Origin of the sequence: Streptomyces sp. NPDC006655 (assembly GCF_040703965.1) — a bacterium.
GTDB lineage: Bacteria > Actinomycetota > Actinomycetes > Streptomycetales > Streptomycetaceae > Streptomyces.
The window spans coordinates 33,727-54,115 of the sequence record NZ_JBEYJU010000061.1 but is presented as its reverse complement, the minus strand read 5'-3'; the positions used below and the strand labels follow the sequence as shown (position 1 = coordinate 54,115).

Sequence of the window (20,389 nt, the reverse complement as noted above, 5' to 3'; positions counted from 1 at the left end):
CCACTCGGAGAGGGGCGCCCCTCGCGTCGTACCGGACCCGGTGTCCTTGCCTACTGAGCGCCGGGACGTACCAGCCCGCTCTCGTACGCGTACACCGCGGCCTGCACCCGGTCCCGCAGCCCCAGCTTGGTCAGCACATGCCCCACGTGCGTCTTCACCGTGGTCTCGCTGACGAACAGGTCCGCGGCGATCTCCGCGTTCGACAATCCTCGCGCCACCAGTTTCAGCACCTCCACCTCGCGGTCGGTGAGCGTGTGCAGGGTGTCCGGCACCGGCTCCTCACCGGACGGCAGATGCGTCGCGTACTTGTCCAGCAGCCGGCGCGTGATGCTCGGCGCCAGCATCGCCTCACCGTTGGCCACCACCCGGATCGCCTGCACCAGCTCGTTCGCCGGGGCGTCCTTCAACAGGAAGCCACTGGCGCCCGCGCGCAGCGCCTCCACCACGTACTCGTCCAGATCGAACGTGGTCAGCACCAGCACCTTCGCCGGACCGTCCCGCCCCGGCCCGGTGATCTGCCGGGTCGCCTCCACCCCGTCCATCCGCGGCATCCGGATGTCCATCAGCACGACGTCCGGCTGGAGGGCCCGCACCTGGTCGAGGGCCTGCAGGCCGTCCCCGGCCTCGCCCACGACCGCGATGTCCTGCTCCGCCTCCAGGATCATCCGGAACCCGGTACGCAGCAGCGGCTGGTCGTCGACCAGTAGGACACGGATGGCCACGGTGAGTCTCCTTCTGCTAGTCCGCGCCCATTCTGCCCTGCGCCACCTCGCCGGACCCCGCCGACCTCACCGGCAGCGGATACGGCGGGGGAGTGCCCCCGAACTCCGGGCAGTGCGCCTGGTGGTCGCACCAGCCGCACAGCTTCGTCGGCCGCGGCCGCCACTCACCCGACTCCGTCGCCTGCCGGATCGCCTCCCACAACGCCAGCAGCTTGCGCTCGACCCGCTCCAGATCGGCGCGGACCGGGTCGTACGTGAGCACGTCACCGCTGCCCAGATAGACCAGCTGGAGCCGCCTCGGCACCACGTTCTTCAGCCGCCACACCACCAGCGCGTAGAACTTCATCTGGAACAGCGCGCCCTCCGCGTACTCCGGCCTGGGCGCCTTGCCGGTCTTGTAGTCGACGATCCGCACCTCGCCCGTCGCCGCCACGTCGACCCGGTCGATGATCCCGCGCAGCCGCAGCCCCGACTCCAGCTCGGTCTCCACGAACAGCTCCCGCTCCACCGGCTCCAGCCGGGACGGGTCCTCCAGCGTGAACCAGCGCTCCACGAGCCGCTCCGCCTCACCCAGCCAGCGCGCCAGCCGCTCGCCCTCCGGATCGTCCGCGAACAGCTCGTCCACCTCCGGACGGCTCTCCCGCAGCCGGTCCCACTGCCCGGGAATCAGCGACTTGGCCCGCGGCGCCGTCCGCTCCGCCGCCGGCGCGTCGAAGAGCCGCTCCAGGACCGCGTGCACCAGCGTCCCCCGGGTCGCCGCCTCGCTCGGCTTCTCCGGCAGCCGGTCGATCACCCGGAACCGGTACAGCAGCGGGCACTGCATGAAGTCACTGGCCCGCGACGGCGACAGCGAGGCGGGCGGCGCCGCGACCGGCACCTCGGCACTCGACACCTCGGCACTCGACACCTCGGCACTCGGCACCTCGGCGCTCGGCACCACCGCGACCGGCACCTCCGCGGCCGTCACCTCGGCCGCCGGGACCGGCTCTTCCCCCCGCGTGACGTCCCCGCCCCGTGCCTGCGCGGCGTCCTCCATGCTGCTGTCCATGACCACAGACCATACGGCCCGCCACTGACAGTCACCCAACCCGCGCGACGGCCGGGCCAACACAAGGGGTGCCGGGGCGAAACGCGTCACGACGGCCGCATACCATCGAGCCAGAGACGGACCGCATCTAACGAGGGGACACCGTGGACGTGAGCGGCGGGAGCGGGCAGCCCCGGTCGGACGACGCCGAACCGGCCGAGCACCCCGCAGGCCCTACGGCCCCGACCAACGACGGAGGCCCGGCCCCCACCGACGCCCCCACGACCCCCAGCGGGGGCGAACCGCCCGCCGGCCGGGCGGCGCCCGAGAGCGAGGACGACCACGAGGAGACGGCTCCCCGCCCCGCCGCCGAGCGCCCCGCCGCCGACACCGACGAACTCCCCGCCCCGGCCCCCGACGATTCCCGGGCCCCCGAGTCCCGCCCGGCCCCGGGCCCCGAGTCCCGCCCGGCCCCGGCCCCCGAGTCCCGTCCGGCCCCGGGCCCCGAGTCCCGTCCGGCCCCGGGCCCCGAGTCCCGCCCGGCCCCCGCCCCCGAGTCCCGCCCGGCCCCGGCCCCCGGGACCCGTGCGGCCCCTCCCGGCGGCGCCCCGGGTCACACCGACGAGCAGACCGGCGAGGAGACCGACGAGCAGACCGGCGAGGAGACCGACGAGCGAAGCCACGCGCACTCCGGCCCGGCAGTCCAGGGGCGGCCCCCCCAGCGCCCCAAGGAACCCGGCGGCGGACTCCTCATGGGCCGTCCCTTCGGCGTCCCCGTGTACGTCGCCCCCAGCTGGTTCCTCGTCGCCGCCCTGATCACCTGGGTCTTCGGCGGCCAGCTCGACCGCGTACTGCCCGAACTCGGCGCCGCCCGCTACCTCGTCTCCCTCTTCTTCGCCGTCGCCTTCTACGCCTCCGTCCTGATCCACGAACTCGCCCACACGGTCGCCGCGATCCGCTTCAAACTCCCCGTCCGCCGCATCCAGCTCCAGTTCTTCGGCGGCGTCTCCGAGATCGAGAAGGAGGCCGAGACCCCCGGACGGGAATTCGTTCTCGCCTTCGTCGGCCCGCTGCTCTCCCTCGTCCTCGCCGGCGTCTTCTACCTGGCCATGCAGCCCGTCGAACCCGGCACCGTCCCCGGCGTCCTGCTGGCCGGCCTCATGGTCTCCAACCTCATCGTCGCCGCCTTCAACCTGCTGCCCGGCCTGCCCCTCGACGGCGGCCGGATGCTCCGCGCCGTCGTCTGGAAGATCACCGGCAGGCCCATGAGCGGCACCGTCGCAGCCGCCTGGGTCGGCCGCGCCCTCGCCGTCTCCGTCCTCGTCGGCCTCCCCCTGCTCAACTACTTCGGCGCCTTCGGAGGCGGCGGCGAGGACACCGGTGGCATGGACTCCCTCACCGACGCCCTGCTCGCCGCCATCCTCGCCGCCATCATCTGGACCGGCGCCGGCAACAGCCTGCGCATGGCCCGGCTGCGCGAACACCTCCCGGAACTGCGCGCCCGCACCCTCACCCGGCGCGCCGTACCCGTCGAGACCGACACCCCGCTCTCCGAGGCCCTGCGCCGCGCCAACGCCGCCGGCGCCCGAGCCCTGGTCGTCGTCGACGCCGACGGCGCCCCGCTGTCCCTGGTCCGCGAGGCCGCCATCGTCGGCGTACCCGAACACCGCCGCCCCTGGGTCGCCGTCAGCGGCGTCGCCCAGGAACTCACCGACGGCATGCGCGTCTCCGCGGAACTGGCCGGCGAGGACCTCCTCGACGTCCTGCGCGCCACCCCGGCCACCGAGTACCTGGTGGTGGAGGAGACCGGCGAGATCTACGGCGTCCTGTCGGCGGCGGACGTCGAGCGCGCCTTCGTGAAGGCCATGGCACGGCCGTCCTGACCGAGGACCCCCTCCGCTGGTCCGCACCGCCCGCGGGGCCCGGTACCCTGTTCACATGTCCGAACCGACCGGTGCCGCCCGCAGGCGCGGGCCCTTCAAGGTCGGGGACCAGGTTCAGCTGACCGACCCCAAGGGTCGCCACTACACGTTCACGCTCGAAGCCGGGAAGAACTTCCACACCCACAAGGGCTCCTTCCCGCACGACGAACTGATCGGCGCTCCCGAGGGCAGCGTTGTCCGCACCACCGGCAACGTCGCCTACCTCGCGCTGCGCCCCCTGCTCCCCGACTACGTCCTGTCCATGCCCCGCGGGGCAGCCGTCGTCTACCCGAAGGACGCGGGGCAGATCCTCTCCTTCGCCGACATCTTCCCCGGCGCCCGCGTCGTCGAAGCCGGTGTCGGCTCCGGATCGCTCAGCAGCTTCCTGCTGCGCGCCATCGGCGACCAGGGCATGCTGCACAGCTACGAACGCCGCGCGGACTTCGCCGAGATCGCCCAGCAGAACGTGGAACGCTACTTCGGCGGCCCGCACCCCGCCTGGCAGCTCACCGTCGGGGACCTCCAGGACAACCTGTCGGACACCGACGTCGACCGCGTCATCCTCGACATGCTCGCCCCCTGGGAGTGCCTCGAAGCCGTCTCCAAGGCGCTCGTCCCCGGCGGCATCCTCTGCTGCTACGTGGCCACCACCACCCAGCTCGCCCGGACCGTCGAGTCCATCCGCGAGATCGGCTGCTTCAACGAGCCGACCTCCTGGGAGACCATGATCCGGAACTGGCACGTGGAAGGCCTCGCCGTCCGCCCCGACCACCGGATGATCGGCCACACCGGCTTCCTGCTCACCGCCCGCCGCCTCGCCGACGGCGTCGAACCGCCCATGCGCCGCCGCCGCCCCGCCAAGGGCGCCTACGGCGAGGACTACGACGGCCCCAACGCCGACGGCGGCGCCGGCCGCTGACCCGTCAACGCACGAGCGCCGCCGCCGAGTTCCCCGGAACGCCCCGGAACTCGGCGGCGGCGCTCACGCATTGCCCCGGCTCCCGCCGGGGAAGTCCCTTCCGGGGAAGCCCCCCGGGAAGAGGCTCGCCGGAAGAACCCCACCCCGCCGTTCCCAGCCACTGTGACGTGTGGCACCATGCGAGCCATCCCCCACCGGCACAGGCCTCACAGGAGACACTCCTAGTGCAGCAATCCGTGGTCCCGGAGCTCGCTCACACCGACACCCGCCCCATGCACTGGCTCGCCACCGCCGCCGCGGTGGCCGGCGTGGTGGCCCTGTCGTCCCTCTTCCAGCCGGGCTCGGCCAGAGCCGCCCAGCCCGCCCCGGCGACCCAGACGAGACCCTCCGCGGCGGCCGCCGCGCCGCCCAGCACCACCGGCGTGGACTTCCCGCTCGACTGCGGCCCCGTCAAGGAGGTGGTCGTCAAGAAGGCCACCGGAGACCTCGACGGCGACGGCAGACCGGAAACCGTGGCGGTGGTCCACTGCGACTCGGCCATGGGCACCCCGCCCGACGGCGTCTACGTCCTCACCCGGGCCGCCGGCACCACCCGGCCCCGCGTCGTCGCCACCCTCGTCGACCCGAAGGACCGGTACACGGTGACCGACTTCGCCGTGGCCGCCAGGACCGTCACCGCGACGCTGCTCGGCTACTCCACGGACGACGTGCCCAGTTGCTGCCCGGACGTGAAGACCGACGCCAAGTGGCAGTGGAACGGCCACGCCTTCCTCCGCTCCACCCCCGCCGCCAGCGACAACGTCTGACGGCGGCCCCCGGCGCCGGCCCGGGCCACGCGGGGTGGCCGGAAAGTCACCCCGCGTCCGGCCCGAACACCTCGACCCGATCGGCGACCCGGCGCACGTGGATGCACTCGCCCGGGCACTCCTTCGCCGAGTCCACCACGTCGGTGAGCAGCGGCAGCGGCACCGGCACCGTGGCGCCCTTCGCCTGAAGCAGCTCCTCGTCCGGACCCTTCACGTAGGCCAGGCCGTCGATGTCCAGCTCGAACACCTCTGGGGCGTACTGGGCGCAGATCCCGTCACCCGTACACAGATCCTGGTCGATCCAGACCTCCAGCGCCTCGCCGTCGGCCAGGGCCTCCTGCTGCACGGTCATCTCTCCTGCCCTCGAAAAGCGCCGACCGGCGGACCGGGGACCACCCGGACCCGCCCCGGCGGGTGTTGAACGCCTTCGACCCTACCTCCGTACCCGCCACCCCCACCGGCACCCCGTACCGGGCGTGCGCCGCCGCGCGGAGGGCGGCGCTCGGCCACCCGACCGATCGAGTTGAGCCAACCCACCGTCCTCATTTCCGATCACCCACCCCACCCGTCCGGTCGCTCTGTGTAAGGAGGGCCTCGCCGGGGCACAACACCTGAACCGGCATCGGATCGGACAACTCCGGTCAGTCACGAAGGGTTTTGACCGCTCCGGGCCTGGAACACGCCGCTTCTGAATCGCGTTGAGTGGGTATCCACCCCGCACGAGCAAGAACCCAACGGGTGACCGACGACACACCTTGACAGTCTTTGTGATCTAGGGGTTTCAATCGACACCCACCCAGGTAGGGTCTGGAAGCGTCCAGCTCCCCTTGGAGGAGGTGAGGACCGTGGCAGCCCACGACGACGACATGAACCGCGGCATCCGCCCGGGACGAGGGTCCGACGACCCGGCCGGGCAGATCGCCTACCTTGAGCAGGAGATCGCCGTCCTGCGACGTAAGCTCGCCGACTCTCCGCGACACACGAGGATTCTCGAAGAGCGGATCGTCGAGCTGCAGACGAACCTGGCCGGCGTGTCCGCCCAGAACGAACGACTCGCGAACACCCTCCGCGAGGCCCGCGACCAGATCGTGGCCCTCAAGGAGGAAGTCGACCGACTCGCACAGCCGCCCGCCGGCTTCGGTGTCTTCCTGCAAGCCAACGAGGACGGCACCGCCGACATCTTCACCGGCGGCCGCAAACTGCGGGTGAACGTCAGTCCGAGCGTCGACCTGGACGACCTCAGGCGCGGCCAGGAAGTGATGCTCAACGAAGCGCTCAACGTGGTCGACGCCATGGAGTTCGAGCGCGTCGGTGACATCGTCACCCTCAAGGAGATCCTCGAGGACGGCGAACGCGCCCTCGTCCTGGGGCACACCGACGAGGAACGGGTGGTCAGGCTCGCCGAGCCCCTGCTCGACGTGAACATCCGCCCCGGCGACGCCCTGCTCCTCGAACCCCGCTCCGGCTACGTCTACGAGATCGTGCCCAAGAGCGAGGTCGAGGAACTCGTCCTCGAAGAAGTCCCCGACATCGGCTACGAGCAGATCGGTGGCCTCGGCGGCCAGATCGAGGCCATCCGCGACGCCGTCGAGCTCCCCTACCTCTACCCGGACCTGTTCAAGGAGCACGAACTGCGTCCGCCCAAGGGCGTCCTGCTCTACGGACCCCCCGGATGCGGCAAGACGCTCATCGCCAAGGCCGTCGCCAACTCGCTGGCCAAGAAGGTCGCCGAGGTCACCGGCCAGGCCGCGGGCAAGAGCTTCTTCCTCAACATCAAGGGCCCCGAGCTCCTGAACAAGTACGTCGGCGAGACCGAGCGGCAGATCCGCCTGGTCTTCCAGCGCGCCCGGGAGAAGGCCAGCGAGGGCACCCCCGTCATCGTCTTCTTCGACGAGATGGAATCGCTCTTCCGCACCCGCGGCTCCGGCGTCAGCTCGGACGTGGAGAACACCATCGTCCCCCAGCTGCTCGCCGAGATCGACGGTGTCGAAGGCCTGCAGAACGTGGTCGTCATCGGCGCCTCCAACCGCGAGGACATGATCGACCCCGCCATCCTCCGCCCCGGCCGGCTCGACGTGAAGATCAAGATCGAGCGTCCCGACGCCGAGGCCGCCAAGGACATCTTCGGCAAGTACCTCACCGAGCGCCTCCCGCTGCACTCCGACGACCTCGGGGAGCACGGCGGCAGCAAGGCCACCACCGTCGAAAGCATGATCCAGACGGCAGTGGAACACATGTACGCCGAATCCGAGGAAAACCGCTTCCTGGAAGTCACCTACGCCAACGGCGACAAGGAAGTCCTCTACTTCAAGGACTTCAACTCCGGCGCGATGATCGAGAACATCGTCGGCCGCGCCAAGAAAATGGCGATCAAGGACTTCCTCGACCACAACCAGAAGGGTCTCCGCGTCTCCCACCTGCTCCAGGCCTGCGTGGACGAGTTCAAGGAGAACGAGGACCTGCCCAACACCACCAACCCCGACGACTGGGCCCGGATCTCCGGAAAGAAGGGCGAACGGATCGTCTACATCCGTACCCTCATCACCGGAAAGCAGGGCGCGGACACCGGACGCTCCATCGACACGGTGGCGAACACCGGACAGTACCTGTAAAACACAGGGCGGCTGCGGGTGCCCTCACCGGGTACCCGCAGCCCACTGTTTTTCCGGCCACCACCGGAACCGAGGCGAGCAAGGCAATGACGCAAATGATCTCCCCACCGGCGCGACGGCGTTCTAGGCTCGTTCCTACCGCCGAAACGCGCAGTGCGGGGACGGGCACCGCACACGCACCGGAGCGCCAGCGGTACGCGAGCGCAGCCCACGACCGAGGGCTCCGCCGGGCAAGGAGGGCCGCATGACCGTACGGCGAGTAATGGGCATCGAGACGGAGTACGGGATCTCCGTCCCCGGCCACCCCAACGCCAATGCCATGCTCACCTCGTCCCAGATCGTCAACGCCTACGCGGCGGCGATGCACCGGGCCCGACGCGCCCGCTGGGACTTCGAGGAGGAGAACCCCCTGCGGGACGCCCGAGGCTTCGACCTCGCCCGCGAAGCCGCCGACGCCAGCCAGCTCACCGACGAGGACATCGGCCTCGCCAACGTCATCCTGACCAACGGCGCCCGCCTCTACGTCGACCACGCCCACCCCGAGTACAGCGCCCCCGAGGTCACCAACCCCCGCGACGCCGTCCTGTGGGACAAGGCCGGCGAACGCATCATGGCCGAGGCCGCCGAACGAGCCGCCGCGCTCCCCGGCGCCCAGCCCATCCACCTCTACAAGAACAACACCGACAACAAGGGCGCCAGCTACGGCACGCACGAGAACTACCTGATGAAGCGGGAGACCCCCTTCTCGGACATCGTGCGCCACCTGACGCCGTTCTTCGTCTCCCGCCAGGTCGTCACCGGCGCCGGCCGCGTCGGCATCGGCCAGGACGGCCACGAACACGGCTTCCAGCTCAGCCAGCGCGCGGACTACTTCGAGGTCGAGGTGGGCCTGGAGACCACGCTCAAGCGCCCCATCATCAACACCCGCGACGAACCGCACGCGGACGCCGAGAAGTACCGCCGTCTCCACGTGATCATCGGAGACGCGAACCTCTCCGAGATCTCCACGTACCTGAAGCTCGGCACCACCGCCCTGGTCCTGTCGATGATCGAGGACGGCTTCATCGCCGTCGACCTGGCCGTCGACCAGCCCGTGCGGACCCTCCACCAGGTCTCCCACGACCCGACGCTCAAGCGGCTCGTCACCCTGCGCAGCGGACGCACACTGACCGCCGTCCAGCTCCAGATGGAGTACTACGAACTCTCGCGCAAGTACGTCGAGGAACGCTACGGCGCCGACGCCGACGAGCAGACCAAGGACGTCCTCACCCGCTGGGAGGACACCCTCAACCGCCTGGAACACGACCCCATGAGCCTGGCCGGAGAGCTCGACTGGGTCGCCAAACTGGAACTCATGGAGGGCTACCGGCGCCGCGACGGCCTGGACTGGGACGCCGCCAAGCTGCACCTCCTCGACCTCCAGTACGCCGACGTGCGGGCCGAGAAGGGCCTCTACAACCGCCTGGCAGCCCGCGGCCGCATCAAGCGGCTGCTGACCGAGGCCGACGTCGAGCGGGCCCGTACGAACCCGCCCGAGGACACCCGGGCCTACTTCCGGGGTCGCTGCCTGGAGCAGTACGCCGATGACGTCGCCGCGGCCAGCTGGGACTCGGTCATCTTCGACCTCCCCGGCCGCGACTCCCTCCAGCGCGTCCCAACCCTGGAACCGCTACGCGGAACGCGAAATCACGTCAAGGAGCTCCTGGACCGCTGTCGCACCGCAGAAGACCTGGTCAGGGTCCTCTCCGGCGGCTGAGCCGGCCCTTGGGCCGCTCCGGGCGGACGGGTCAGAGTCCCACCGTCCGGGAATCATCGAGATGGCCCCCGTGGGTTGGAGAAACTGCGGGGCCGATGTCGGACCCGGCTTGTAGGGTCTGATCATCACCGATCGGCAGGAAGCCGACCTGTCGACCATGTCGGGCGAACTGAGCGGGGTGAGTGTCATGGCAACCAAGGACACCGGCGGCGGACAGCAGAAGGCGACGCACTCCACCGAGGAGGTCGAGGAGCAGGCGGCTGAGTCGCAGGGCTCCGAGGACCTCAAGGAGCGGCACGAGAAGCTGAGCGACGACGTCGACTCGGTACTTGACGAGATTGACGATGTACTTGAGGAGAACGCAGAGGACTTCGTCCGAAGCTTCGTTCAAAAGGGCGGTCAGTAGCCTTTGAATTGAAGGTTTCGGGGGGGGGTCGGCTTGGCGATCGAAGAAAATGCGCAACGCTGCTCGCGGTGCAGGGGGTGCCAGCCGCGAGCGGCGTTCGCACGGAACAGGCCGAGGTGCGACGGCCTGACGGCCAAGGGTGCCGCCACCCCTTCACCGAAGCCGGGCGCGATGCGCTGATCCCCGCCCGGTACGGACTCCGCGCGATCTGTCCAGATGCCTCACCCGTGCATGTGGATCACTGCCGCAAGACGGGTAGGGTCCGAGGCGTACTGTGCTTCAACTGCAATTCGGCCATCGGCACATTGAAGGATGATCCGGACGCCGCTCGCCGAGCCGTTGCTTACCTGGAAGGAAACCTGTGGAAGCCAACACTCGTAGCACCGGGCGTCTACCAGCTGCCTTCCTGACGCCTGGGTCGTCCTCCTTCATGGACTTCCTCGGGGAGCACCAGCCGGAGTTGCTGCCCGGCAGGCGGCAGTTGCCGCCCACGCAGGGGGTGATCGAGGCGCCGCACGGGACGACGATCGTCGCGGTGACCTTCCCCGGCGGGGTCGTGCTGGCCGGTGACCGACGGGCCACCATGGGCAACGTGATCGCCCAGCGCGACATCGAGAAGGTGTTCCCGGCGGACGAGTACTCGGCCGTCGGCATCGCCGGCACCGCCGGTCTCGCCGTGGAGATGGTGAAGCTCTTCCAGCTGGAGCTGGAGCACTTCGAGAAGGTCGAGGGCGCCCAGCTGTCGCTGGAGGGCAAGGCGAACCGGCTGTCGACGATGATCCGCTCCAACCTGGGCATGGCCATGCAGGGGCTGGCGGTGGTGCCGCTGTTCGCCGGGTTCGACGTGGACCGGGGCAAGGGGCGGATCTTCTCGTACGACGTGACGGGCGGCCGTTCCGAGGAGCACAACTTCGCGGCGACGGGTTCCGGCTCGATCTTCGCGCGGGGTGCGATGAAGAAGCTGTTCCGTGACGACCTGTCCGAGGAGCAGGCGGCCACACTGGTGGTGCAGGCTCTGTACGACGCGGCCGACGACGACTCCGCGACCGGTGGTCCGGACGTCGCCCGCCGGATCTACCCGATCATCACCGTGATCACCGAGGACGGTTTCCGCCGGCTCACCGAGGACGAGGCCTCCGAGCTGGCCCGTGCGGTGCTGGCGCGCCGCCTTGAGGAGCCGGACGGCCCGCGCGCGGCGCTGCTCTGAGGCGCTCGGCGTCTGTTGTGAAGGTGATCCCAGTGACTTCGACGGAACCCTAAGGAAGGGGACGGATACCGGTGTCGACGCCGTTCTATGTCTCACCTCAGCAGGCCATGGCGGACCGCGCCGAGTACGCCCGCAAGGGCATCGCGCGTGGTCGCAGTCTGGTGGTGCTCCAGTTCGCCGACGGCATCGTGTTCGTCGGTGAGAACCCGTCCCGTGCGCTGCACAAGTTCAGCGAGATCTACGACCGGATCGGTTTCGCGGCCGCCGGTAAGTACAACGAGTACGAGAATCTGCGGATCGGCGGTGTGCGGTACGCGGATCTGCGTGGTTACACCTACGACCGTGACGATGTGACGGCACGTGGTCTTGCCAACGTGTACGCCCAGACGCTGGGCACGATCTTCTCGTCGGCGGCGGAGAAGCCGTACGAGGTGGAACTGGTGGTGGCGGAGGTCGGGGAGAGCCCGGAGGGCGACCAGATCTACCGGCTGCCGCACGACGGTTCGATCGTGGACGAGCACGGTTCGGTCGCGGTCGGTGGTAACGCGGAGCAGATCAGCAGCTATCTGGATCGTGAGCACCGGGAGGGCATGACCCTGGCGGAGGCTCTCAAGCTGGCTGTGACGGCTCTGTCGCGTGAGCCGAACGGGACGCAGCGGGAGATTCCCGCCGAGCGTCTGGAGGTGGCGGTCCTGGACCGTACGCGTCCGCAGAAGCGCAAGTTCAAGCGGATCGTCGGTCCGCAGCTGGTTCGGTTGCTGGAGGCCGGTGGTTCGGCGGCGGCTGCGGAGTCCGGCGAGGCGGAGGAGTCCGGCGGGGACGTCGAGTAGCGGTTCGTCGCGTCTGTCGCGCCGTGCGCCCCGTCCGGGAGTCCCCGGGCGGGGCGCGGCTGTGTTCCGGGTGCGCTCAGGAGGCTCTGGGGGGTGCTGTGGAGCCACGCACGACGAGCCGCACGGGGATGTCCCCGGCTTCGGGTTCGCGGCCGTCCAGGACCGCGAGGAGGGCTCGCATGCCGTGTTCGCCGAAGCGTTCCGCGTCGAGCCGGACGGTGGTGAGCTCGGGGTCGATGGCGGTGGCGAGGGCGAGGTCGTCGAGGCCGGTGACGGAGATGTCGTCGGGGACGCGCAGACCGAGGCGGCGCAGGGCCTTGTAGGCGCCGGCGGCGAGTTTGTCGTCGTCGCAGACGAGGGCGGTGGGGTGGGGGCCGGGCGCGGCGAGGGCGGCTTCGGTGGCGGCGAGGGCGCCTTCGATGGAGATGGGGGCGCGGACGGTGCGGACGGTGGCGCCGGGGACCGGGGCCGTGCGCGCGGCCAGTTCCCGGGCGCGTACGTCGAAGGTCCAGGAGGCGACGTCCGCGGCGAGGTGCAGGAAGTGCCGGTGGCCGAGGCCGAGGAGGTGTTCGGTGACCTGGCGTACGCCGTCGGCGATGTCGAGGTTGACGGTGGCGGCGCCGAGGCTGCCCGCGGGGTCGCTGTCGAGCATGACGAGGGGGAGCTGGTCGCCGCGGATGGCGGTGAGGGCGTCGGCGGCCATCGAGGAGGCGATGACGCCGTCGAGGGCGGCCTGGGCGGAGGCGAAGGGGTCGCGGGCCGGGCCGATGCCTTCGGGGGAGGGGTAGAGGACGACTCCGAAGCCGTGTTCGGCGGCCACCCGGGCGGCGCCGGTGTAGACGCCCGCGAAGAACTCGGTGGTGAGGGCGGGTACGACGAGGAGCACGGTGCGGGTGTGGCCGAGGCGGAGGTTGCGGGCGGCGAGGTTGGGGCGGTAGCCGAGGTCGCGGGCGGCCTCGCGGACGCGTGCGGCGGTGGTCTCCGAGACGCGGCCGCGCCATTTGTCGCCGAGTACGAGGGACACGGCGGCCTGGGAGACGCCGGCGGCCTGGGCGACGTCGCGGCTCGTGGGGCGCGTGCTGCTGCGTGCCACCGGGGGCGGGCTCCTTCGTCTGGACGTGTGAACAGCGCACATGGTACGTATGGGAGCCGAGGTTATACGTAAAACTTGGAGGCGGTTCATGGCCGCGGGGTACCTGGAGATCCTCAGGGCGAGACACGCGGTCCGGCTGCTGACGGGGACGCTGGTGGGCCGGCTGCCGAACGCGACCGCGGCCCTCGCGATCGTGCTGTTCGTGCGCGCCGGGGGCGGTACCTACAGCCTGGCGGGGGCGCTGGCTGCGGTGTACGGCGTGGCGAACGCGGTGGGGCAGCCGGTGCTCGGGCGGCTGGTGGACCTGTACGGGCAGCCGCGTGTCCAACTGCCCGCGGCCCTGGCTTCGGCGCTCGCGATGGCCGGTTTCGCCTTCGCGGGGACCGGGGTGCTGCCGCTCGCCTACGCGGCCGTCACGGCGGCCGGGCTGTTCACCCCGCCCCTGGAGGGCGGCCTGCGGGCCCTGTGGCCGAGTGTGCTGGGCGGTGAGGAGCGGGTGCACACGGCCTACGCGATGGACGCGGTGGCGCAGGAAGTCATGTTCACCGTGGGGCCGTTGCTGGTCACGTTGTGTGTGTCGCTGTGGTCGGCGCAGGCGGCGCTGCTGGTGGTGAACGCCGTGGGGGTGCTGGGGGCGCTCTCGGTGGTGGTGTCGCCGCCGTCGCGCGCGTGGCGTTCGGCGCCGCGCCCGGCGCACTGGCTGGGTGCGCTGCGTTCGACCGGACTGCTGGCGTTGCTCGCCGCGTTCCTCTTCGTCGGTATCGCGCTGGGGTCCATCACGGTGGCGTCGGTGCCGTACGCGGACGACCACGGCGGTGACGCGGTGTACGGCTGGCTGATGGCCGCCCTGGGGCTCGGTGCGCTGCTCGGGGGCACGGTCTACGGGGCGCGGCGGTGGCCGGGCGAGCCGGCCAGGCGACTGCGGGTCCTGGTGGCGCTTCTGGCGGTGTGTTACCTGCCGCTGATGCTGATGCCCGGCGCGGTGGCCATGGTGCTGCTCACGGTGCTCGCGGGGGTGTTCCTGGCGCCCGCGATCGCGTGTGCGTTCGTGCTGGTGGACCGGCACGCGCCGAGCGGCACGGTCACCGAGGCGTTCTCCTGGCTCGTGACGACGTTCACGGTGGGTTCGTCGGTGGGAACGGGCCTCGCGGGTCCGGTCGTCGAGGCGGGCGGGGCGCTGTGGGGGTTCACGGTGCCGGCGGTGGCGGGGGGTGTGTCGTTGCTGGTCCTGGTGGTCACGGGGCGGGTCCTCGCAGTTCCCGGTGGGGGTGCGGTGGTTGCGGCCGCTTCGGAAAATGATCCAAATCGTGCTGTCGAACCTCGTTTCAGGTCGGGGGATCGGGCGTAATGTTCAGTCATGGACCGCCGCATTTTCGGGCTGGAGAACGAGTACGGCGTCACGTGCACGTTCAGGGGACAGCGCCGCCTGTCGCCTGACGAGGTGGCGCGGTACCTCTTCCGCCGTGTCGTGTCATGGGGCCGTAGCAGCAATGTCTTTCTGCGGAACGGCGCCCGGCTGTATCTCGACGTGGGCTCACATCCGGAATACGCGACACCCGAATGTGACAATGTGACCGAACTGGTCACTCACGACAAGGCCGGCGAGCGCATTCTCGAAGGGCTGTTGGTGGACGCCGAACGACGCCTGCACGAGGAAGGAATCGCGGGCGACGTCTACCTTTTCAAGAACAACACCGACTCGGCGGGCAACTCCTATGGTTGCCACGAGAACTATCTGGTGGCGCGGCACGGGGAGTTCTCCCGGCTCGCGGACATCCTCATTCCGTTCCTGGTGACCCGGCAGCTGCTGTGCGGCGCGGGCAAGGTGCTGCAGACGCCGCGCGGTGCGGTGTACTGCGTGAGCCAGCGGGCGGAGCACATCTGGGAGGGCGTGTCGTCGGCGACGACACGCTCCCGGCCGATCATCAACACGCGGGACGAGCCGCACGCGGACGCCGAGCGGTACCGCCGGCTGCACGTCATCGTGGGCGACTCGAACATGTCGGAGACGACGATGCTGCTGAAGGTCGGTGCCACCGACCTCGTGCTGCGCATGATCGAGGCGGGCACCGTGATGCGGGACCTGACCCTGGAGAACCCGATCCGGGCGATCCGCGAGGTCAGCCACGACATCACGGGCCGGCGCAAGGTGCGCCTCGCCAGCGGCCGGGAGGCGTCGGCGCTGGAGGTGCAGCGGGAGTACTACGAGAAGGCCGTGGACTTCTGCGAGCGGCGCGGTATCCGCACCGGCACGGTCGAGCAGGTGCTGGAGCTGTGGGGCCGCACCCTGGACGCCATCGAGGCGGAGGATCTGGACCGGATCGGCACCGAGATCGACTGGGTGATGAAGTACAAGCTCATCGAGCGGTACCGGGCCAAGCACAACATGACCATGTCTCATCCGCGGGTGGCGCAGATAGACCTCGCCTATCACGACATCCACCGTCGTCGTGGTCTGTATTACCTGCTGGAGAAGAAGGGGCAAGCCGCGCGGATCTGCAATGACTTGAAGATCTTCGAGGGCAAGTCGGTGCCGCCGCAGACGACTCGGGCGCGGTTGCGGGGTGACTTCATCCGGCGGGCGCAGGAGCAGCGACGGGACTTCACGGTCGACTGGGTGCATCTGAAGCTCAACGACCAGGCGCAGCGCACGGTGTTGTGCAAGGACCCGTTCCGTTCGGTGGACGACCGGGTGGAGAAGCTCATCGCCGGTATGTGAGCGGATGTCGTGGAACGCCACACGGGCGCCGTACGTTTCCCGTACGGCGCCCGTGCGGCGTCGTAGAGTTGCGCGCACGCCATCCGCAAGATCGACCGATTACGAGGCTCTTCCGTGCGCCGACGCTCTCTTCTCCTTGCCGCCGTTCCCGCAGGGCTGGTCACACTCGCCGGGTGTGGTGACAAGTCGTCCTCCTCCAGCAAGGCCAGCGCGTCGCCGTCGGCCTCGGCGTCGTCGGTGCCGCCGCCGAAGATCGTGGACGGGCCGCTGCCGGCGATCACGGCGGGCACGAAGTTCGGCGAGAAGCCGACGGTGGCCAAGGGCAGCGGGGACCCGTCGAAGAACCTCGCGGTCAAGACGGTGATCGCGGGCAGCGGCAAGACGGTCGCGGAGAACGACTTCATCCAGGCCAACTACCTGGGGCAGATCTGGTCCACGGGGAAGGTGTTCGACCAGTCCTACGACCGGACGCCCTTGCTGATGCAGCTGGCCCAGGGCAGCATCATCGACGGCTGGCGCTATGCGCTGGCCGGGAAGAAGGCGGGCAGCCGGGTGCTGATGGCGGTGCCGCCGACCTGGGGATACGGCAGCTCGGGCAACGCGCAGGCGGGGATCAAGGGCACCGACACGCTGGTGTTCGTGGTGGATGTGCTGAACTCGTTCAACTCGAAGAGCTCCAGCACCGGCAAGGCGGTCGCGCAGAACGACGCCGCGCTGCCGAAGGTCGGCACGAACACGGACGGCAAGGCCCCCTCGATCGACGTTCCCAAGGCCGATCCGCCGAAGAAGCTGGTCTCGGCCTACGTCCTGGAGGGGGACGGGCCGGAGGTGAAGGCGTCGCAGACGGTCCTGTGCCAGTTCAAGGGTGTGGTCTGGGAGGGCGGCAAGACCTTCGAGCAGACGTACGACAGCGGGCGGCTGGCCCAGTTCGCGATCGAGCAGATGCAGGAGGTCGTCAAGGGGCTGGCACAGGGCCTCACCGGCAAGAAGGTCGGCAGCCGGGTGCTCGTCGTCGTGCCGCCGGACCTGGCCTACGGGAACAACCCGCCGAGCGGTGGCGTGGTGAAGAAGGGGTCCACCCTGGTGTTCTCGGCGGACATCCTGGCGGCGATGTAGCCGCGCGGGCGCGAGCGCGGCGGGGATGAAAGACTGTGCGGGTTCCGTGTCGTACACAAGCAGGAGCTAGAGACGTGAGCATCGACAAGCCCGAGATCGACTTCCCGGGCGGCGAGCCCCCGGCCGACCTGGAGATCAAGGACATCTGGGAGGGCGACGGCGAGGTGGCCCAGGCGGGCCAGACCGTCACCGTGCACTACGTGGGTGTCGCGTTCAGCACCGGCGAGGAGTTCGACGCCAGCTGGAACCGGGGCGCGCCGTTCCGCTTCCCGCTGGGTGGCGGCCGGGTCATCAAGGGCTGGGACCAGGGTGTGCAGGGCATGAAGGTCGGCGGCCGTCGCCAGCTGACCATTCCGGCCCACCTCGCCTACGGCGACCAGAGCCCGACGCCGGCGATCCAGCCCGGCGAGACGCTGATCTTCGTCGTGGACCTGCTCGCGGTCTGATCCGCCGACCCGGTCGGAATCCGGCCGGACGAGGGCCCGTGCCATGCGCGCGGGTCCTCGCCGTTTGTTGGTTCCTGTCCGTTTCGGTCCTCATTGTTCGGACTGGCTTTTGCCGTGACGCTGCGGAGCGGTACGGTCAACGGTCAGGAGCACCATAGGGAAGGCGAAGGGCGTCGATGGCCATTGCCAAGGCCGAGCGGCTGATGAACCTGGCGCTGTGCCTGCTGGGGACTCGTCGGCCGCTCAGCAAGCGCGAGCTGCGGGAATCCATTGAGGCCTACCTGGAAGCCGGGTCGGACGACTCCTTCAACCGGATGTTCGAGCGGGACAAGGACGATCTCCGGGAACTGGGCCTGGTGATCGAGACCGTCGAGAACCTGGACGGCGAGGTCGGCTACCTCGCGCGCCGCGACAGCAACCGGCTGCCTCCCGTCACCCTGGACGCCGAGGAGGCCGCCGCCCTCGGTCTCGCCGCCAAGGTCTGGCAGCAGGCCCGGCTCGCCGGGGCGGCCAGCGGCGCACTGCAGAAGCTGCGCGCCGCGGGGCTTCCCGAGGATGTCGACCCGTACGAGGCGCACGGTGCCCTGGAGCCACGGATCCCCGTGCACGAGGCCGCCTTCGAACCGCTCATGCTGGCCTGCCGCGACCGCCGCCCGGTCGTCTTCGACTACCGCAAGGCCACCGCCGCCCACCCCGAGCCCCGTCATGTGGAGCCCTGGGCCCTGGAGTGCTGGCGCGGCCACTGGTACCTGGCGGGCTGGGACCGCGACCGCGGTGCCGAGCGGGTGTTCCGGCTGTCCAGGATCACAGGGAAGGTGCGCTCCCGGGGTACCGGTTTCACCGCGCCGGTCCCGGACGTCGTCACCGTGCGCGAGACCGTCGCGAGCTGGGCCGGGGAGATCGCCGACCGCTCGGCGCTGATCCGGCTGCGCTCCGGCGCCGGCTACCCCCTTCGGGCGAAGGCCACGGTCGTACGGGAACTCGGCGACGGGTGGGACGAGTTGGAGATTCCGTACGGGCACGGCCTGGACGCCTGGCTGGTCGAGTTCGCGGCGGACGTGATCGTGCTCGAGCCGGCCGAGCTGCGTGCGGACGTGGTGGACCGGCTGCGTGCCGTGGCCAAGGGCTGAGGGGGAGCGGAGCAAGACAGTGGCAGGCAAACCGGTCAGGCCCGTCAACGCCATCGACCAGACCCGGCGGATGCTCTCCCTGGTGACCTATCTGCGCGAGCGCCCCGGCGCCCGGATCGCGGACGTCGCCCGGGCCTTCGGCATCACCGAGGACGAGCTGGTCTCCGACCTGGACGTGCTGCCCATGTGCGGCACCAGCTTCCGGGGCGGCGACCTGCTGGACATCGACACCGACGGCGAGCGGATCTGGTGGCACAACGTCGCCGCGCTCGGCGAGGACGCCGCCGAACCCCTCCGGCTCGCCGCCGACGAGGCGACCGCGCTCCTGGTCGCCGCCCGCGCGGTGGCCACCCTGCCGGGGCTCCGCGAGGGCGACCGGCAGGCCCTGCTGCGGGCCACCGCCAAGGTGGAGACCGCGGCGGGCGAGGCGGGCGACGCCAGCGCCCGGCTGTCGGTGACCTTCGAGTCCGAGGGCGGGGTGTTCGCCGACGTCGACCGTGCGATCTCCGAGCGCCGCCGGCTGTGGATCCGCTACTACTCACCGGCCCGCGACGAGGTCACCGAACGCGAGATCGACCCCATCCGCCTGGTCAGCGTCGGCCACACCTATGTCGAGGCCTGGTGCAGGCGCTCCGAGGCCCGGCGTACCTTCCGGCTCGACCGGGTGGCGGAGATCAAGATCCTGGACGAGCCGGCCGCGCCCCCGGAGATCGAGCTGCGCGACCTGTCCGAGGCGCTGGTGCAGCCGGCCGCCGAGGATCCCGAGGTGATCGTCGAGGTGGGCCCGGCCGGCCGCTGGGTCGCCGAGTACTACCCCCACGACAGCGCGGATGAGCTTCCCGACGGCGGGCTGCGTATCACCCTGCGCACCCCCGATCCGGCCTCCCTGCGGCGGCTGGCGCTCAGGCTGGGCGGCGACGGCCGGATCGTGTCACCGCCCGAGCTGGCCGACAGCGCCCGCCGGGCGGCCCGCGAGGCACTGGCGGCGTACGACCGCGTCGTACCCGCCGATCAGCAAGGGCGCGCGTGAGCCCCGGGGCCAAGGCGCCTTGACGGCGAACGACCAAGAAGGAGGGGCGAGGGATTTGAGCGAGTCTGCGGGTTCCGGCGCGGGGGAGATCACGGTCGCGACCGCATTCGCCGGGATGAGAAGAGTGGTCCCCGTGGTGTTCAGGGCCGGCTGCCCGGACTGCCGGGGCAGCTTCGAGCTCGCCGCCGGCGCCCTGCGCCTGGCCATCGGGGCCACCAGCAAGACGACGTTCTACTCCTTCACCTGCCCCGACTGCGGTGCCGCCGTCCGCAAGCCGGCCGGCGAGCGCATCGTCGAACTGCTCACCGGCGGCGGGGTCAGGACCCTGCGGCTGCACCCCACCGTCTAGGCTCGCTGCCATGTTCTGGGCGATGGTCGCGGTAGCTGTGGGTTTCCTGGGTCTCGCCGTGCTCGGTGTCCTCGCCGTGCGGGTCTTCCTGGAGGCGCGGCGGCTGGGGGAACAGGTCGCGGAGTCGGCACGGCGCATCAACCGCGCCGCGGAGGACCTGGAGCGGGCGGCCGGGAGCGCGGCCCGCACGGTCGACGCACTGTGACGCCCGCTGTGAAAGCGGTGTGAGGAGTGGGCCGTCAGCGGTTTGCGTCACTTCGCCCTGTCATGCTGCCGCTCCCGGCAGGTACGCTGCTGAT

21 protein-coding genes are annotated in these 20,389 nt (G+C 70.3%); 17 read left to right on the top strand and 4 right to left on the bottom strand.

Annotation, left to right across the window (positions count from 1 at the left end; genetic code table 11):
• Window positions 1-50: 50 nt before the first annotated feature.
• Window positions 51-722, bottom strand: coding sequence for a response regulator transcription factor (locus AB0958_RS29710; protein ID WP_030608351.1), 672 nt, complete (start codon window positions 720-722; stop codon window positions 51-53).
• A gap of 16 nt (window positions 723-738) precedes the next feature.
• Entirely contained in the window at window positions 739-1,770 is a 1,032-nt protein-coding gene (locus AB0958_RS29705; protein WP_366893554.1) for a RecB family exonuclease, read from the bottom strand.
• Between the two features lie 143 nt (window positions 1,771-1,913).
• Between AB0958_RS29705 and AB0958_RS29700 the strand changes: the two genes are divergently transcribed.
• The 3 genes from AB0958_RS29700 to AB0958_RS29690 all read left to right on the top strand — a co-directional run bounded on the left by AB0958_RS29700 (window position 1,914) and on the right by AB0958_RS29690 (window position 5,396).
• The gene (locus tag AB0958_RS29700; protein ID WP_366893553.1) at window positions 1,914-3,632 is read left to right on the top strand and encodes a site-2 protease family protein; all 1,719 of its coding nucleotides are present in this window, start codon (window positions 1,914-1,916) and stop codon (window positions 3,630-3,632) included.
• Window positions 3,633-3,687: 55 nt separating this feature from the next.
• Entirely contained in the window at window positions 3,688-4,590 is a 903-nt protein-coding gene (locus tag AB0958_RS29695) for a tRNA (adenine-N1)-methyltransferase (RefSeq protein WP_089103073.1), read from the top strand.
• A 224-nt stretch (window positions 4,591-4,814) separates the two neighbouring features.
• Window positions 4,815-5,396 (top strand): hypothetical protein, encoded by a 582-nt coding sequence (locus AB0958_RS29690; RefSeq protein ID WP_366893552.1) that lies wholly within the window; start codon window positions 4,815-4,817, stop codon window positions 5,394-5,396.
• Between the two features lie 46 nt (window positions 5,397-5,442).
• Here the strand turns inward: AB0958_RS29690 and AB0958_RS29685 are convergent, their stop codons facing one another.
• The gene (locus AB0958_RS29685) at window positions 5,443-5,748 is read right to left on the bottom strand and encodes a ferredoxin (protein ID WP_366893551.1); all 306 of its coding nucleotides are present in this window, start codon (window positions 5,746-5,748) and stop codon (window positions 5,443-5,445) included.
• A 493-nt stretch (window positions 5,749-6,241) separates the two neighbouring features.
• Here AB0958_RS29685 and arc point away from each other — a divergent pair, with 493 nt between their 5' ends.
• From arc to prcA, 6 genes are all read left to right on the top strand, one after another.
• Window positions 6,242-8,008, top strand: coding sequence for a proteasome ATPase (arc, locus tag AB0958_RS29680; protein ID WP_366893550.1), 1,767 nt, complete (start codon window positions 6,242-6,244; stop codon window positions 8,006-8,008).
• A gap of 244 nt (window positions 8,009-8,252) precedes the next feature.
• Window positions 8,253-9,764 carry a depupylase/deamidase Dop gene (gene dop / locus AB0958_RS29675; protein ID WP_358977571.1) on the top strand — a complete coding sequence of 504 codons (1,512 nt, stop codon included), beginning with the start codon at window positions 8,253-8,255 and terminating at the stop codon, window positions 9,762-9,764.
• 187 nt (window positions 9,765-9,951) lie between these two features.
• Window positions 9,952-10,170 carry a ubiquitin-like protein Pup gene (locus AB0958_RS29670; protein WP_132889128.1) on the top strand — a complete coding sequence of 73 codons (219 nt, stop codon included), beginning with the start codon at window positions 9,952-9,954 and terminating at the stop codon, window positions 10,168-10,170.
• 68 nt (window positions 10,171-10,238) lie between these two features.
• Window positions 10,239-10,580: an endonuclease VII domain-containing protein gene (locus AB0958_RS29665; protein ID WP_366893549.1), complete on the top strand. Its 342-nt coding sequence runs from the start codon at window positions 10,239-10,241 to the stop codon at window positions 10,578-10,580.
• On the top strand, window positions 10,532-11,377 hold the full coding sequence (gene prcB, locus AB0958_RS29660) for a proteasome subunit beta (RefSeq protein WP_366893547.1): 846 nt from the start codon (window positions 10,532-10,534) through the stop codon (window positions 11,375-11,377). The genes AB0958_RS29665 and prcB overlap by 49 nt, the downstream gene beginning before the upstream one ends.
• Window positions 11,378-11,448: 71 nt before the next feature.
• Window positions 11,449-12,207 (top strand): proteasome subunit alpha, encoded by a 759-nt coding sequence (prcA, locus tag AB0958_RS29655; protein WP_366893546.1) that lies wholly within the window; start codon window positions 11,449-11,451, stop codon window positions 12,205-12,207.
• A gap of 76 nt (window positions 12,208-12,283) precedes the next feature.
• Here the strand turns inward: prcA and AB0958_RS29650 are convergent, their stop codons facing one another.
• Window positions 12,284-13,300 (bottom strand): LacI family DNA-binding transcriptional regulator, encoded by a 1,017-nt coding sequence (locus AB0958_RS29650; protein WP_366893545.1) that lies wholly within the window; start codon window positions 13,298-13,300, stop codon window positions 12,284-12,286.
• A gap of 88 nt (window positions 13,301-13,388) precedes the next feature.
• On the opposite strand from AB0958_RS29650, the gene AB0958_RS29645 reads away from it, so the two are divergent.
• From AB0958_RS29645 to AB0958_RS29610, 8 genes are all read left to right on the top strand, one after another.
• Window positions 13,389-14,648 carry an MFS transporter gene (locus AB0958_RS29645; protein WP_366893544.1) on the top strand — a complete coding sequence of 420 codons (1,260 nt, stop codon included), beginning with the start codon at window positions 13,389-13,391 and terminating at the stop codon, window positions 14,646-14,648.
• A gap of 9 nt (window positions 14,649-14,657) precedes the next feature.
• Complete coding sequence (gene pafA, locus AB0958_RS29640; protein ID WP_028801611.1) at window positions 14,658-16,019, top strand: Pup--protein ligase; 1,362 nt, start codon at window positions 14,658-14,660, stop codon at window positions 16,017-16,019.
• A 114-nt stretch (window positions 16,020-16,133) separates the two neighbouring features.
• Complete coding sequence (locus AB0958_RS29635; protein ID WP_366893543.1) at window positions 16,134-17,135, top strand: FKBP-type peptidyl-prolyl cis-trans isomerase; 1,002 nt, start codon at window positions 16,134-16,136, stop codon at window positions 17,133-17,135.
• Window positions 17,136-17,209: 74 nt separating this feature from the next.
• A complete protein-coding gene (locus tag AB0958_RS29630) occupies window positions 17,210-17,581 on the top strand; it encodes an FKBP-type peptidyl-prolyl cis-trans isomerase (RefSeq protein WP_358977585.1) in 372 nt (123 codons plus the stop codon).
• Window positions 17,582-17,757: 176 nt separating this feature from the next.
• Window positions 17,758-18,711 carry a WYL domain-containing protein gene (locus AB0958_RS29625; RefSeq protein ID WP_366893542.1) on the top strand — a complete coding sequence of 318 codons (954 nt, stop codon included), beginning with the start codon at window positions 17,758-17,760 and terminating at the stop codon, window positions 18,709-18,711.
• A 19-nt stretch (window positions 18,712-18,730) separates the two neighbouring features.
• Window positions 18,731-19,741, top strand: coding sequence for a WYL domain-containing protein (locus AB0958_RS29620; RefSeq protein WP_366893541.1), 1,011 nt, complete (start codon window positions 18,731-18,733; stop codon window positions 19,739-19,741).
• Between the two features lie 55 nt (window positions 19,742-19,796).
• Entirely contained in the window at window positions 19,797-20,090 is a 294-nt protein-coding gene (locus tag AB0958_RS29615) for a hypothetical protein (protein WP_366893540.1), read from the top strand.
• Window positions 20,091-20,100: 10 nt separating this feature from the next.
• On the top strand, window positions 20,101-20,295 hold the full coding sequence (locus tag AB0958_RS29610) for a hypothetical protein (protein ID WP_366893539.1): 195 nt from the start codon (window positions 20,101-20,103) through the stop codon (window positions 20,293-20,295).
• The last annotated feature ends 94 nt before the right edge of the window (window positions 20,296-20,389 follow it).

Coding starts and splice junctions, on each gene's coding strand:
- AB0958_RS29705 (WP_366893554.1), bottom strand. CDS start 1,770: ATGGACAGCAGCATGGAGGACGCCGCGCAGGCACGGGGCGGGGACGTC.
- AB0958_RS29695 (WP_089103073.1), top strand. CDS start 3,688: ATGTCCGAACCGACCGGTGCCGCCCGCAGGCGCGGGCCCTTCAAGGTC.
- AB0958_RS29685 (WP_366893551.1), bottom strand. CDS start 5,748: ATGACCGTGCAGCAGGAGGCCCTGGCCGACGGCGAGGCGCTGGAGGTC.
- dop (WP_358977571.1), top strand. CDS start 8,253: ATGACCGTACGGCGAGTAATGGGCATCGAGACGGAGTACGGGATCTCC.
- AB0958_RS29670 (WP_132889128.1), top strand. CDS start 9,952: ATGGCAACCAAGGACACCGGCGGCGGACAGCAGAAGGCGACGCACTCC.
- AB0958_RS29645 (WP_366893544.1), top strand. CDS start 13,389: ATGGCCGCGGGGTACCTGGAGATCCTCAGGGCGAGACACGCGGTCCGG.
- pafA (WP_028801611.1), top strand. CDS start 14,658: ATGGACCGCCGCATTTTCGGGCTGGAGAACGAGTACGGCGTCACGTGC.
- AB0958_RS29625 (WP_366893542.1), top strand. CDS start 17,758: ATGGCCATTGCCAAGGCCGAGCGGCTGATGAACCTGGCGCTGTGCCTG.
- AB0958_RS29610 (WP_366893539.1), top strand. CDS start 20,101: ATGTTCTGGGCGATGGTCGCGGTAGCTGTGGGTTTCCTGGGTCTCGCC.